General features: G+C 37.3%; 14 protein-coding genes. 6 read left to right on the top strand and 8 right to left on the bottom strand.

Features of this window, described 5'->3' with window-relative positions:
* Window positions 1-131: 131 nt before the first annotated feature.
* A complete protein-coding gene (locus BTO08_RS18890) occupies window positions 132-2,195 on the bottom strand; it encodes a TonB-dependent siderophore receptor (RefSeq protein WP_105062139.1) in 2,064 nt (687 codons plus the stop codon).
* A 394-nt stretch (window positions 2,196-2,589) separates the two neighbouring features.
* Here BTO08_RS18890 and BTO08_RS18885 point away from each other — a divergent pair, with 394 nt between their 5' ends.
* On the top strand, window positions 2,590-3,021 hold the full coding sequence (locus BTO08_RS18885) for a hypothetical protein (RefSeq protein ID WP_105062138.1): 432 nt from the start codon (window positions 2,590-2,592) through the stop codon (window positions 3,019-3,021).
* A gap of 126 nt (window positions 3,022-3,147) precedes the next feature.
* The gene (locus BTO08_RS18880) at window positions 3,148-3,759 is read left to right on the top strand and encodes a flavin reductase family protein (RefSeq protein WP_105062137.1); all 612 of its coding nucleotides are present in this window, start codon (window positions 3,148-3,150) and stop codon (window positions 3,757-3,759) included.
* Window positions 3,760-3,850: 91 nt separating this feature from the next.
* Here the strand turns inward: BTO08_RS18880 and BTO08_RS18875 are convergent, their stop codons facing one another.
* A complete protein-coding gene (locus BTO08_RS18875) occupies window positions 3,851-4,099 on the bottom strand; it encodes a DUF3297 family protein (protein WP_045082022.1) in 249 nt (82 codons plus the stop codon).
* 342 nt (window positions 4,100-4,441) lie between these two features.
* Here BTO08_RS18875 and BTO08_RS18870 point away from each other — a divergent pair, with 342 nt between their 5' ends.
* On the top strand, window positions 4,442-6,748 hold the full coding sequence (locus BTO08_RS18870; protein ID WP_105062136.1) for a methyl-accepting chemotaxis protein: 2,307 nt from the start codon (window positions 4,442-4,444) through the stop codon (window positions 6,746-6,748).
* Between the two features lie 85 nt (window positions 6,749-6,833).
* On the opposite strand, the gene BTO08_RS18865 is transcribed toward BTO08_RS18870, so the two are convergent.
* A complete protein-coding gene (locus tag BTO08_RS18865; RefSeq protein WP_105062135.1) occupies window positions 6,834-7,730 on the bottom strand; it encodes a LysR substrate-binding domain-containing protein in 897 nt (298 codons plus the stop codon).
* A 155-nt stretch (window positions 7,731-7,885) separates the two neighbouring features.
* Here BTO08_RS18865 and BTO08_RS18860 point away from each other — a divergent pair, with 155 nt between their 5' ends.
* Genes BTO08_RS18860 through BTO08_RS18850 form a run of 3 tightly spaced genes read left to right on the top strand, consistent with a single transcriptional unit; the run spans window position 7,886 to window position 9,685 of the window.
* On the top strand, window positions 7,886-8,329 hold the full coding sequence (locus BTO08_RS18860) for a DoxX family protein (RefSeq protein WP_105062134.1): 444 nt from the start codon (window positions 7,886-7,888) through the stop codon (window positions 8,327-8,329).
* A 23-nt stretch (window positions 8,330-8,352) separates the two neighbouring features.
* Window positions 8,353-9,048 (top strand): pirin family protein, encoded by a 696-nt coding sequence (locus tag BTO08_RS18855; RefSeq protein WP_105062133.1) that lies wholly within the window; start codon window positions 8,353-8,355, stop codon window positions 9,046-9,048.
* 58 nt (window positions 9,049-9,106) lie between these two features.
* Window positions 9,107-9,685, top strand: coding sequence for an FMN-dependent NADH-azoreductase (locus BTO08_RS18850; protein ID WP_105062132.1), 579 nt, complete (start codon window positions 9,107-9,109; stop codon window positions 9,683-9,685).
* A gap of 110 nt (window positions 9,686-9,795) precedes the next feature.
* On the opposite strand, the gene BTO08_RS18845 is transcribed toward BTO08_RS18850, so the two are convergent.
* The 5 genes from BTO08_RS18845 to BTO08_RS18825 form a co-directional block, all read right to left on the bottom strand.
* Window positions 9,796-10,155: a DUF6559 family protein gene (locus tag BTO08_RS18845; RefSeq protein WP_105062131.1), complete on the bottom strand. Its 360-nt coding sequence runs from the start codon at window positions 10,153-10,155 to the stop codon at window positions 9,796-9,798.
* Window positions 10,156-10,397: 242 nt separating this feature from the next.
* Window positions 10,398-10,817, bottom strand: coding sequence for a PACE efflux transporter (locus tag BTO08_RS18840; RefSeq protein WP_105062130.1), 420 nt, complete (start codon window positions 10,815-10,817; stop codon window positions 10,398-10,400).
* Between the two features lie 123 nt (window positions 10,818-10,940).
* Entirely contained in the window at window positions 10,941-11,933 is a 993-nt protein-coding gene (locus BTO08_RS18835) for a RelA/SpoT domain-containing protein (RefSeq protein ID WP_105062129.1), read from the bottom strand.
* A 163-nt stretch (window positions 11,934-12,096) separates the two neighbouring features.
* Window positions 12,097-12,312: a KTSC domain-containing protein gene (locus BTO08_RS18830; protein WP_105062128.1), complete on the bottom strand. Its 216-nt coding sequence runs from the start codon at window positions 12,310-12,312 to the stop codon at window positions 12,097-12,099.
* A 207-nt stretch (window positions 12,313-12,519) separates the two neighbouring features.
* Complete coding sequence (locus tag BTO08_RS18825; RefSeq protein WP_105062127.1) at window positions 12,520-14,112, bottom strand: BCCT family transporter; 1,593 nt, start codon at window positions 14,110-14,112, stop codon at window positions 12,520-12,522.
* Window positions 14,113-14,145: the final 33 nt, after the last annotated feature.

Below are 14,145 nucleotides of genomic sequence, written 5' to 3'. Positions count from 1 at the left end.
CTTTAATCGCAAAAAATAAAAAGTGAAGTAATAATAAAAAGTTAAATCGTACAACGACCAAAAATAGTGAAATAGCATTTAATCGCAACAAGGGGAAGCAACGGCTCCCCCTTAGTTACAATTTTTACAAATTAGTATTTAAACTCAAGCGTTGCCATAAAGTTACGACCTTCACCAACAACAACACCTTTATTACTACCACCAGCTAAGTAATCAGTATCAAGTAGGTTTTCAACATTAATACGGCCAATGACATCTAGTTTTTCATCATACTTGTATGTATGTGCCACACCAACATCAACACGTGTATATGCATCTTTCTTAAACGTATTTGCTGAATCACCGTAACGAGAACCTACATGGAAAACACCCAAGTTCACATCAGTGCCATTTTCAAATGCATAATTGGTCCAAACACTTGCCGTAAACTCCGGAACATCAACAGGCTGTTTACCTTCACGACTTGGATCATTTTTGTATTTAGCATCAAGAATTGTTGTAGACGCATTTACAGATAAAGCAGAAGTCACTTGCCCCGATGCTGATAACTCAATACCTTTATGTACTTGCTTTCCAACTTGTGTTGTTTCAGTTGCACCACCATCTAAATCTTCAGTGATCTGCATGTTTTCTTGTTCAATTTGGAACAATGCGCCTGAAAGCATTAAGTTATTATCAAACAACTCAATTTTTGAACCTAACTCGTATAGTTTGCCTTGCTTAGGTTTCTGAGATTTACCGTAATTGATATCATCTTTATCTGAAACATCACCTATCGGTTCAAAGCTTTCAGAATACACACCATAAATAGAACTATTTACTGTTGGGTGATATGTTATTCCAAATTTTGGCAAAACATTGTGATAAGTTTTCTCTACACCTTTACTTGAGATATCTTTATCGTATGCAAAGCGAACGCCTGCCAACGCTTGCCATTGATCATTAAACGTCACTAAGTCTTGTAGATATAATCCGTACTGTTTTTTCTTTGAATGATCTACTTTATCATCATTACGATAATCTAAATCAGCAGGCTTATTAAACCCATTTTGACCATCTGCACTTTCAAATGTATGACTAACATATTCTCGCTTGTAATCATAATGAACACCATTCATACCGGCTAACAACTTATGATTCATACCTAAAACATCAATATCACCAGTGAAATCCACAAATGCTGTATCAAAAGTCCACTCATCATGACGATCTGAAGACTTAAATTTATTTTCACCATCAGCAATAATATCTGATTCAGTTCGCTGACGCTCATAGAACTGACGGTTAATACCTGTATTCAATGCCCATGAATCGTTCAAATTTGCTTTCAGGTTTAAACCGTAATTTGTGACTTTATTATCTGTTTTCGCCCAGTTCTGATCTTTTACAATATCGGGATCAATAACATTACCGTTTTCATCAACGCGTGAACCATTATCCAAATCACCTGTTTCATCTGTATGGTCAACATGTGCAGATAACATAACGCTATCATTGATATCGTAATCAATAAATAAACCACCAACAACACGATCAGTATCTACTGATGTACCATCAAAACGGGTTCGCCATGACTCTTTATTCTCTTTGGCAATAATTGCACGAGCACGTAAAGTTTGATCAACATTTAATGAACCACTGACATCTGCAACAGTACGAGTATGATTATTAGAGCCAATATCTTGACTCACATTAACTTGAGTTTCATACGTGGGCTTTTTAGACACCATATTGATCAGACCACCTGGTGCTGATTGACCATATAGTAAACCAGAAGGTCCTTTTAATACTTCAACACGCTCTAACAACTCAATAGGTTGACGATAGTGAGACCAATGCTGAACACCGTCACGTAAGAAACCACTGCTACTTCCTAGTTCAAAACCACGTAAGTAAAAACGTTCACGGTTAGTTGATTTGGAGCCTTCTGAAATTGATGAGTCATTCTTTAACACCTCACCTAGCGTACTCGCACGCTGTTCATCGATAAGTTGTTCATCAATTACTGCAACTTGTCCTGGAGTTTCTAGCTGAGTCATCTCCATACGCATCGCTGTTGAATTAGTATCGGCTTTATAACCGTAATCACGCCCTGTTACTACCATGTGCTCATCAACTTCTGTTGATTCTGCATAAGCAACAGGTGCAGAAAGTACCGCACCAATTAACAGCGTCAGCTGGCTTTTAGAAAACATATTCCTTTAACTCCAAAATAAAGATATAACCTGAAAGTGAAGCCAAATCAGAGTTGCTCTCAGCACCTATCACTGCTGAATAGGTATTGTTTGTAATAATATAAAGAGCAAATCATGGCTACTACGTGGTAAGTAATAAAGTGCCTACCAAACGACGAAAAGGAATATAAGTGATAACCATTACCATTTGCATTAAATTTACATTCTTTGCATTCGTAAAGATTTCATGAAGAATTATTAGGGCTAAAAGCAGCATTTTGTTCGCTTTGCCATCGTCTCTTTTTCTGTTGCCTTGATTAATCAGTACCCAATACTGTTTTTAACGAAGACATTTATCATTAACAGTCGTATAATCTGCACGTTTTTATTCATTATTCATTTCGCGGTATTTAATGTGACTCAACTAAGTCTTGAAGCTATTCACCAACAACTCAATGAACGCAATTTTATTGCTGAAAAAGTCCGTCTTGTGACAGTAGAAGCAATGGATCCAGAAATGCTGGCAACCTGCACAGCAACTGAAAATGAAACCTTCTACAACAGCTATATGAATGTGATTTATTGCAAAGGTGAGCGTTACGTACTTGGCTATCGTTGTAATGAAGACACCATCGTTGACCAAGCTATTATTTTCAAAGATGGTAAATACTACGATCCAACACTTCAGGCAAACAGCGAAAGCTTCGAACCTTACCAATTTGCCGTATTAGCTGAATTCAAAGTATTTGATATGATGAAGCACGCTAAAACGAACAAAGATTTCCCGCCTGATGTTGATTTCTTATTTACAAAGAAAAAGCATTTTAAAAACGTAATTAAAGCGTAATTTTCATTAAAGAGCCGACTTCGCCGTCGGCTTTTTATTGTCTATTCATTCCAACTTGATCACATTGAGTTAACATTCATTCGCAGTACAATATATATAGAACTTTTCAGCGCGAAGGATTTGCACATGTATCTTGATCTATCCACACAGTCTCCCACTGATATCTACCATTTAATGACACAAGCCATTATCCCTCGTCCTATCGCATGGGTACTGACAGATTCTGGTGAGCACAACTACAATCTTGCCCCTTTTTCTTATTTCACCCCAGTTGCTAGTAACCCACCATTATTGATGTTTTCTGTGGGTAAAAAGCCGAGCGGTGAAATCAAAGACACCACACGTAACGTTATTACCAATAAAAAGATGGTGGTACATATTGCTAATATTGCGTTAGCAGAACAAGTTACTCAAACAGCCGCCACCTTAGAGCATGGCGAATCTGAGGTTGAACACACTCAATTAGAACTCACCTCTTTTGATGGCTTTGAACTACCAAGGTTAAAAGATTGCCCTATTGCTTTTGGTTGTAACTTATATGAAGTGAAAGAGATTGGGGAAACACCACAAAGCTTGATCTTCGCTGAAATTGAGCAGATCTATATTGATGACGAAATTATCGATAGTGAGCAAAAGCGCTTAGTAATTGAAGCATTAAAGGTAAATCCGTTATCACGCTTAGGCGGCAGTGAATACGCAGTATTGGAAAAGACATTTTCAGTCGCAAGACCGAAATAACATTACTTCCAGCTTTGAATCGATTTCTCTGATTTCAAAAAAAAGCCTAGTTCGAAAACTAGGCTTTCAGTAATACACTAATTATTACGTATTACTTGTAGAATGCTTCTACCGTACCTTTTAGTGTGATCAAGATTGGCTGACCACGGCGATCTAGTGCCTTAGGTGAAGGAATTTTTACCCAACCTTCGCTGATGCAGTACTCATCAACATCAAAACGCTCTTTGCCGTTAAGACGAATGCCGATGTCATAGTTGAAACACTCTGCCACGTGGTGAGGGCTACGAGGGTTACCTGAAAGACGATCTGGTAATGCTGGTTGTGATGTAGTATCTGTCATGATAATGATTCTATCGTTAATAAAAAACGTCGGTATTGTAGAGAATATAACGTTCACGCTCAATAGATAAAGAATCTATTTCTTTTTGAAGCCTTACCTATAACCCATAATGCCTAAATTTCATTAACACCTTAGAAATATTAACTATTTATTACACTCTTATATAAGGGAATATTCACACTCCCCCTATGTAATAAAAGCATACTCATTCATTAATTCTGAATTTCATCGCAACAATCCTCCACCAAATGCAATGCATTACTTATAATAATGAAAAATCCTTATTGGCATATAGAATAATTATATAAATGGAAAATGATGTAACAAAGGAATGATTTCTATATGAAAATAGCTAAAAAGATCACGATATACTTATCGATCTTATGCGCATGCTCCGTCATTATATCTGGTGTGTATATTGCGTGGAAAAGTGCAGAGATCAGCGAAGATGCCATTTATGATCGCGCTATCGAGCAGTTAATCTCTATCCGAGAAATCAAGAAATCTGAAATTAAAAATCATTTCAATACCACGGCAACATTACTTTCAACTTTAGCTTATGATCCAAGTATCCAAAATGCGATAAGAGATTTTGAGCAAGCTTATGCTTCTTATCCAGCCGATAAAATTAGCCTACAAAACAAACAACAATTGCAGCAATTTTATCAAACTCAATTTGAACCCAAATATAAAGACAAAAATAAAATCGCAAGCGTGGCAGAACTCTACCCACAACTCTCACCTACTGCTGCAGGGTTACAAGCGAGATATATTGCTAACAATCATTATCCGATGGGAGAAAAACACTTATTAGATAGCGACACGCTTAATAATAATTATGACAAAGCCCACGCTAGCTACCACCCTGTTCTACGCCATTATCTCGAATCATTTGGTTTTTACGATATATTCTTGATTGATAACAAGGGTGACATTGTTTATAGCGTGTTTAAAGAAGTCGATTTTGCCACTAATTTAGAACAAGGCCCATTTAAAACAAGTGGTATAGCTTCTGCTTATAACACAGCAAAAACGTTGAACGCAGGTGAGGTAACCTTAACAGACTTTAGCCCTTATACACCTTCATTTGAACAACCGGCATCATTTTTAGCTACCCCTATTTTCTCAGGTGACGAACAATTGGGGGTATTAGTTATTCAATTGCCTATCGACGCTATCAATAACATTATGACCTTTGATGGAAGATGGGATACTGCAGGTCTAGGTAATAGCGGTGAAACCTACTTAGTGGGAATGGATCTAACCTTACGTAGCCAATCACGTTTCTTTTTAGAAAATAAAGACGAATACATCAAAACCTTAGAAAGTAACGTAATACCCTCTTATATTATTGATAATATTGAGAAGAAAGACACAGCTATTGGTTATCAACTTATCAATACATCAAGTGTAACTTTAGCCAAAGAAGGGAAAACTGGTAGTCATGCTATTACTGATTATCGGAACGTTGAAGTACTATCTGCGTATACACCTATCACTTTGCTTAATCAACATTGGATCATTATTAGCGAAATAGACAAAGCAGAAGCCTTAACTGATGTTGCGCTACTTAAAACACATCTATACAAAACCGTTGCTTTTTGTACTCTAATCTTATTATTGCTAACCGCTATTATTTCCTACTTTATTGGTGAATCCATTGCCAAACCAATTAAAATTTTATCAAAAAATATTGTTTCAATAAGCAATAATAAAAACCTTTCAGCACGATTGAGTATTCGTAATAGCGGTAAAGAAGTGAGTGAATTATCAGCATCTTTCAATGCTTTTATCGCCACATTAGAGGCATCTTTTTCTCAATTTTCAGATTCAAGCAATGCCTTAAAGATTCAATCTAATACCATAGCGAATAATGCTATCACCATGAGTAAATCTGCTGAAAAACAAAACATAAACTGTGAAAGTATTTCCACTGCTGTTACTGAAATGACAGCATCAGTAAATGAAATTGCGCGCTTTTCTGATAACACTTCTCGTCATGTATTAGAAGCCAATGAAAAAAGTACCGAGTCTATTCAAAGTGCAGTTCAGCTAAAACATAATGTTGATAGCCTTGTTAGCCAAATGAATGAAGCGTTAGCCATTATTGACAGTCTAAAACATGAAAGTCGCGATATTTCAGATGTCCTTAATGTGATTAATGAAGTGGCAGAAAAAACTAATTTACTGGCATTAAATGCTGCAATAGAGGCAGCCCGAGCTGGTGAACATGGGCGTGGATTTGCCGTAGTAGCAGATGAAGTTCGCGTTCTTGCTTCGATGACGAAAGATTCAACAGAGAATATCAAACTGAAAATAGACCGCTTACAAAATGAATCAAACCAAATTGCCGCTAGTGTTCAGCAAGCACACCAACTCCTCGATCAGGGAGTGGTAAGTTGTGACGAGAACAATGCTCATCTCCACGACATTCATAACATGCTCAGTGAATTACAGAAAATGAGTCAAGAAATTGCTCAAGCGACGAATGAGCAAGCCAGTGTAACCAATGATATTAGTGAATCTATGGCAATTATTGCTGAGTCTTCACTATCTACAGCGGAAAAATCATCAGAAATAAAACAGATATCAACGGATCTTAAAGAGCAATCCGAACTAATGGATACCGTGATAAAACAATATTCATAAATATATTAAGCTCTTTAAAAGTCAGAGAGTTAGCTTTATTGCTGACTCTTTTTTATTGCACTTAAGCATTACCATTATTACGCATTCACGTTAATCCCCAATCTAGTGAACATAACTTTTTAACAAACCACTCAAATGCTTTCCCTTCCTGATCTTTATGCCATGCGATAAACAAATCTTGATCTTGTCTTGGAAGCTCATACTGTTTTTCAATAAGCTCACCACTTGCTATAAATGGTTTAGCTATATGACGAGGTAAATAGCCCACTCCTAATCCTTGTGCTTGAGCTGCTAATTTAGATTCTATTGAGTTAACACGTATCACCCTTTTACTATTGAATAAACCACTGTCTCTTACAGGCAAAATTTGAGAGGTATCCGCCGCAACTATCGCGGGGTATTCACTGAGTGTTTTAGCATCGAGCACACCATCATGATCAGCAAGTGGATGATCTGGCGAAACAACAAATACAAAAGAGAGACTTCCTATCTTATAGGTTTGAAACATACCTTTCGGTAATTCGCCCGTCACACCTATGGCAATATCAGCTCGGCGGCTATGTAAAGCATCCCATCCACCACCCAATACTTCTACACCTAAGCTAACATCGACTTTATTATCTAATTGATTGAAATCATGCAGGACATCAAAGAGGATTTGAGCGTCAATGACAGTATCTCTTGCAATTCTAATTTCATTTTCCCAACCACTTTCTAATTGCTGTACTGAATCCACTAAACGATTGGTCGCAAATAAAATTTCACGGCCATGTTCTAAAACAAGCTTACCTGCTGGTGTAAGTATCGCTCGCTGACGGGTGCGATCAAATAATGCCACTCCCATATCTTCTTCTAATTTTTTGATTGTATAGGTAAGTGCAGAAGGTACTTTGTACAAAGATTCTGCTGCTGCTGCAAAACTTCCCTTCTTATCGATAGCATCTAGTGCTCTTAACGCATCGATAGTAATGGCATTATTCACACTTTCTCCTTATTCAAAAAATTTGAATTAAAACTTCAAAAGCTTCCGATATTCTTCTCAAACTAACATACCTAAACTTATTTACAACGCTTAAAGCACGCATGTAAGCACGAGTAAAACAAGAGATAACATTGGCACTATTTGAGGGATAAATAATGAAGAACCTAATAAATACACTTTTTCATTCCGAAACTGGCTACGGCGCACTGGCCTTACGCATCCCTATCGGCATTATTTTTATGGCTTATGGCGGACAAAAACTGTTTGGTTGGTTCGGCGGTTACGGCCTTCAGACAACGGGTCAATGGATGGATTCAATCGGCCTAGCTCCTGGGTTTTTAATGGCACTTTTCGCTGGCAGTGCTGAATTTATAGGTGGTTTGTTCATTTTATTAGGCTTGTTCACTCGACCTGCTTCATTGGCATTAGCCTTCACCATGTTAGTTGCAATCTTCGTGGTGCACTTTGAACACGGTTTATTCATTGCCAACAATGGCTACGCATTCGGATTATCTTTATTGGCTGCCAGTGTGTCTCTATTTATATCAGGCGCAGGAAAAGCGTCACTTGACCAATTTATTTTACGAAAGTTAGCTTAATCACTTCTTAAGGCAATAACAGTATGATCACGGTAAGACACTCTGAGCAACGTGGGCTTGCAAACTTTGGTTGGTTAAATAGCAAGCATACTTTTTCGTTCGGTCATTATTATGACCCACAACATATGGGCTTCTCCGCACTACGAGTCATTAATGACGACATTGTCGCAGTTGGTGGCGGTTTTGACACTCACGGCCATAAAGACATGGAAATTATTAGCTATGTACTTGAAGGAGCAATAGAGCACAAAGACAGTGAAGGTAATGTGCACATTCTCTCTGCTGGTGAATTCCAGCTAATGTCAGCAGGATCTGGGATATATCACAGCGAATATAATGCGTCACCAACAGAACATTTAAAATTCTTACAAATCTGGGTTCAACCAAATAGCTTAGGCAATAAACCCAGTTACGCACAGAAAGACTTTGGTAAACCACAAGGGCTAACCACCATAGCTACACCAACGGGTGAAGACGGTACTTTACTTATCAAGCAAGACACCAAGCTACATCAATTAGTACTAAAACCAGATAGCAAATTAAGTATCGATATCGCAACAGGTCGTAAGATTTATCTGCATCAAATTAATGGCACACTTTCTGTTAATGATATTGAACTTAATGCTGGTGACGGGGCAAAAATCGACAATACACATACGATCAACTTCGCTAATAGAGGACAAGAAGAAGTGACTGCACTGTTGTTTGATTTGCCTTGAAATCTATTTACTGAAATCAACCTTCTAAAGATATCTATCCGTTAATAAAGGAAATGTCATGTCTACACTACTTGTACTTAAATCGAGCATTCTTGGTGAACACTCTCAATCTAACCAACTTATTGATGCCGCTATTAAAGATATAGAAAACATTATTGTCCGTGATCTGACAACTTCGCCCTTACCTATTCTTGATGGCGAAACAATAAAAGCGATTAATAGTGATGATGACTTAACAGGTGTTCAAAAAGAGATTCAGGCTCTATCTAACACGCTTGTTGAAGAACTAAAGCAAGCAGATACCCTACTCATTGGCGCACCTATGTATAACTTTATGGTGCCGACACAATTAAAAAACTGGTTTGATCTTCTGGCGCGATCAGGTGTGACCTTCTCATATACTGCACAAGGTCCTAAAGGGATGCTTGAAGATAAAAAAGTGATTATTGTTACCACCCGCGGCGGTATTCATAAAGATGGTGAAACAGATCACGTAACAGGTTACTTAACAACTTTACTTGGTTTCTTTGGCATCACGAGTGTTAAGTTTGTTTATGCGGAAGGATTAAACCTCGGTGATGATTTAGCAGCAAAGAGCCTTGAATTAGCCCGTTCTGAACTAACTGCGAGAATGTAAATCGCTCGATAACAAACTCGCAAACATCCCTTTATTTATGCCAGGAAAATACACGGTAAAATAAGCAGTTATGAGCAAATTATCACTCACCTTTTAAACCAGAACCATTATTAGTAACGACTAGTCATTCCCATTCGGTTCGACATGTCGTCATCCATACGACCACCTTTCCATCCACCTTTACCGAGTAAATTAAGAACATCACGAGCGTTATATTCATCGGCTAAAAAGAAATCGTAAGATATATCCATGCGAATTTGGTTTAATTCAGTATTATTTGTTAAATCAAGTGCATTAGGATCAGCAAACAAAGCAAATGCTATCTGTTGTTGACGTTTACAAAGTGACTTTATATTGGCTTCTACTTGTCCAATCGTAAAATAATCACGGCTTCCGTAACCTTTTAATAAGATAGGTGAAAGGATCTTAATAACTTTTTTTATTCTACGGCGTTGGATATATCGAAACATGATCCCTCAACTTACAATCTTATTTATGGATAATTCGCTATATCCAGATACATTAAAAGCATAATTAAAACCAAGTCAAACCCTGTGTTGGCTAGTTAGTCATTAATAACTAAAACTTACAATTTGTAACACCGCACCATATCGTAAGGACAATGCTAGGTGCTAAACAGTAAGAATATCGATGTTAGTAATATAAAAAAGCCCCCAAGTAAACTTGAGGGCTTTTTTTGTAGCAACACCAATTAATGTGCCACTTCAGGAACAGGGAAAATCTTATCGTAAATCAGGTTATAAACATAAGCATAGATTAAGTAGAAAAGAACCATACCGATATCCAGTATAAATGCTTCCCAGATCGACACCTTTAATACCCAAGCTAAAATAGGAATAGTGACAAATAATAATCCAGCTTCAAAACCTATACTATGTACTACTCGCTGTAACGATGTTTTCTTCAGGGTTTTATAGCGGCGTACCATCAGCTTATCAAACCAGTTATTGTAAACGTAGTTCCAGCCTGTAGCTAAAAATGAAAACGCAATGCCAACAGCTCCAACATGATCAGAATCATAGCCAAATTGACTCAACACACCAACTAACAGCACTAATCCAATAATTTCAAAACAAACAGCATGACGAATACGATCAAAACGTGTTCTCATCATAAACAACCTCAGTACAACTTTTCTTATATTTTATAGATACCTAAAAGGAATATATGAATTATAAGCATTATACTACGGCTAACAAACTAGATACTATCCGAAAAACGGATAGTTATGCGGTTATTTAATAAGTTCAGCAGCTTTACATTGCGCTTTTCCCATTAAATCTAGTCTATTAGAGACATGGTGTTTAGTCGCTTTTTGTAAGGCATTCTTCTCTGCTTGTAACTGTTCAACTTGTGCCCGTAGCTTATCAATAAGTTCTTGAGAGCCTTGCTGTTTTGATTCATTTTGCTCTAATAATTTAAACAACTCTGCGACTTCTTGGGCGTTTTCATCACTTTTGTGTGTAATTTCATCAATTGATTTTTGGTGTTGTTCTAGTTCACTGACAAGTTGTTTTACAAAAGAGCCCATCTCATCAGCCGATCCTGCTAAACGATTAAACATCAATAAAAATTCGCATACCTGTTCATTATGAGAAAAATTAGGGTACCGAATTTTATGATCTATTTCAGTCCAACCTTCTTCAAAAATCGTTCTAACTTGAACTTCAGTAAAAACAGTATGATTTAAAGGCTGCGAACCGAAAACATAATGTAATGAACGATATCCCGCAGGGTGGATCTTCACTTCAACATCACTGGGTAATTCAGTAAAGACCTTATCGTCACCATTACGAACATAATAAATTGGTGGCTCTGCATTTTTCCATTCTTGGCAGAGATAATCATGAACAGGTAAACAATCTTCCTTAAATAAATGCAGCGCACGTACACCAATTAAATCAGTCACAATACTGTCGTAATTGGTTTGGTTAATACCGACATATTTTTGTTTAAATGTGGGTGTATTCGCTTGGGTTTTACGAACAATTTTTTCCATTAAATGCTGCGGATCTTTTACCCGCCAGCGAACAGAATGCACATACTGACAACGTTGAATAATACGGGCGTACATTTCAGCCGTTTCTTTTAATTGTTCTATATTGGCTTCATGATGAAGACCAATTTGATGCAATGTCGGCCAATCAACTGAACTGGCTTGCCATTCTTTTTGGCTTATACGGTTCGCACTTAAAAAAGATGCTTCATTTAAATCTGCTACGCTCATTATTGCCTACTCTATTTTCGATAAATAAGCGTAATTCTACTCATTATGATTACGCTCAATTACCATAAAAATATGCCTGTGGCGTTTATTAAGCAATCTGTATTTTATTCGAAAAATGAAATCTTAAGAAACAAGCAATAAACCGAACATGTGCATACAGGCATTAAACAATAACTTGGCTATAAACAGATTTAATATGGCTATTGAAATGCTCTTCTACCGATTCTGCAGATGCAAAATGAAAAAAAGCATATTTGGAAACTTCAGAAAAGACGCAATAAGGTTGACGCTGTCCCATATCAACATAAAGCTCATTTTTTGTTTCGTTATAACCCACTTTACGAATTGAGTTAGACTCAACGGTGATCCAATTAATCATTCTAGTGACTCCATTCACTTACGACTTTATTACTGGCTTCAGTTTGCAGAAAGACTCGGCTTTTCGCTAGTAGTCGACAAACTAAATAAAGTAATTATTTTAAAATTCAGTGATGGATCACCCTGCACTATTGATGAATTTTATGATTAGAAAAACAAAAAGCCGACAAATGCCGACTTTTTGATAATTATTTAATTTACTATTAGCTTAAGGATATAAGTGCCGCTCACTCATCAACCCTTTCCATAAACTTACACAGGTAATTACCAGAATAAAGCTAAACGGTAACGCGGTTATCACAACCCCAGACTGCAATGCTTCTAACGCTTGAGAACCACCGACCCATAATAAAATGGCAGCAATAACACCTTCGATTGTTGCCCAGAAAATACGTTGTGGTACTGGCGCATCTAATTTACCACCAGCGGTAATACTGTCGATAACTAACGATGCGGAATCCGATGATGTCACGAAGAAAACTAAAATAAGTACAATCGAAATCACAGACAACAACAGGCTCATTGGCATCGCATCATATACATAGAATAAAGTTAGGGATAGATCTTGCAGACCATGTAATCCCAACTCTCCTACCTTTGTCGCTACCTGCTCTACTGCAATACCACCGAAGACAGAAAACCAAGTCATTGTTACTAATGTTGGAATAAAGAGAACGGCAAAAATAAACTGTCTTACTGTTCGTCCTTTTGATACTCGAGCGATAAAGATACCCACAAATGGCGCATATGAAATCCACCATGCCCAATAGAAGATAGTCCAACCATGTCGCCACGTATCATCAGTTCGACCAATAGGATTACTTAGTGCAAAAAAGTTCTTCGCATATGCCATAAATGTATCAGGTAGTGAATGTTTAACAACATCAAAACCCAAAATGGCAACTAAAACTAACAGTCCAAACGCAATAACAATATTGATATTACTTAAAAGTTTAACCCCGCCATCAATGCCTCGTATTACAGAAAAAATCGCGATTGATGTAACAAAGGCAATAATACCGAACTGTAACCCTAAGCCGCCGTGAGTACCAAATACATAATTAATACCACTTGCCGCTTGTTGTGCACCTAAACCTAAAGACGTCACCAAACCAAATAACGTTGAAACAACGGCTAGAATATCAACGGCATGGCCTAACCATCCCCATGCGCGATCACCAAAAATAGGGAACAACAAAGATCGAATTGATAACGGCAAGTTCTTATTATAAGCAAAAAAGGCTAACGCTAACGCTGATACTGCGTAAATAGACCATGCACTGATCCCCCAATGGAATACACTACCCGCCATCGCTAATTGCTTAGCTTCAGGTGTTAAAGCAACAACATTAAAAGGAGTTCCAAACCAGTCAGTGAAATAAGCTGTTGGCTCTGCAACACCAAAAAACATGATACCGCTGGCAATACCCGCAGCAAATAACATTGAACTCCATGACAATGTTGAATGTTCAGGTTTTGCCTCTTTACCACCGATACGAATTTTACCTAGTGGTGAAAGCATTAAGAATATACAAAAAACTGCGAAAGTATTAACAGCCCACATAAAGTAGCTATCAAACTGCTCCATAATGCCGTTTCGAGTATTATTTAATGCTGTTTTTGCTGTCGCAGGATCAACAACCAACATCACAGCAATAAATAGCAAAATTAATATCGCACTAATACCAAATACCGGTTTGTGAATATCAAAACCCCAGCGCTGAATATTATCTTGTCCAACTTGATAATCAGTCGTTTCTATACTGTATTTACTACTTACTTTATCCGTCGAAGTATTCAAAAAATCCTACCTTGTTATGTAAACTCAATAATA

This window comes from Photobacterium angustum, assembly GCF_002954615.1.
GTDB lineage: Bacteria > Pseudomonadota > Gammaproteobacteria > Enterobacterales > Vibrionaceae > Photobacterium > Photobacterium angustum_A.
Note: the sequence above shows the minus strand (reverse complement) of the source record. Positions and strands in the feature narration are given on the sequence as shown.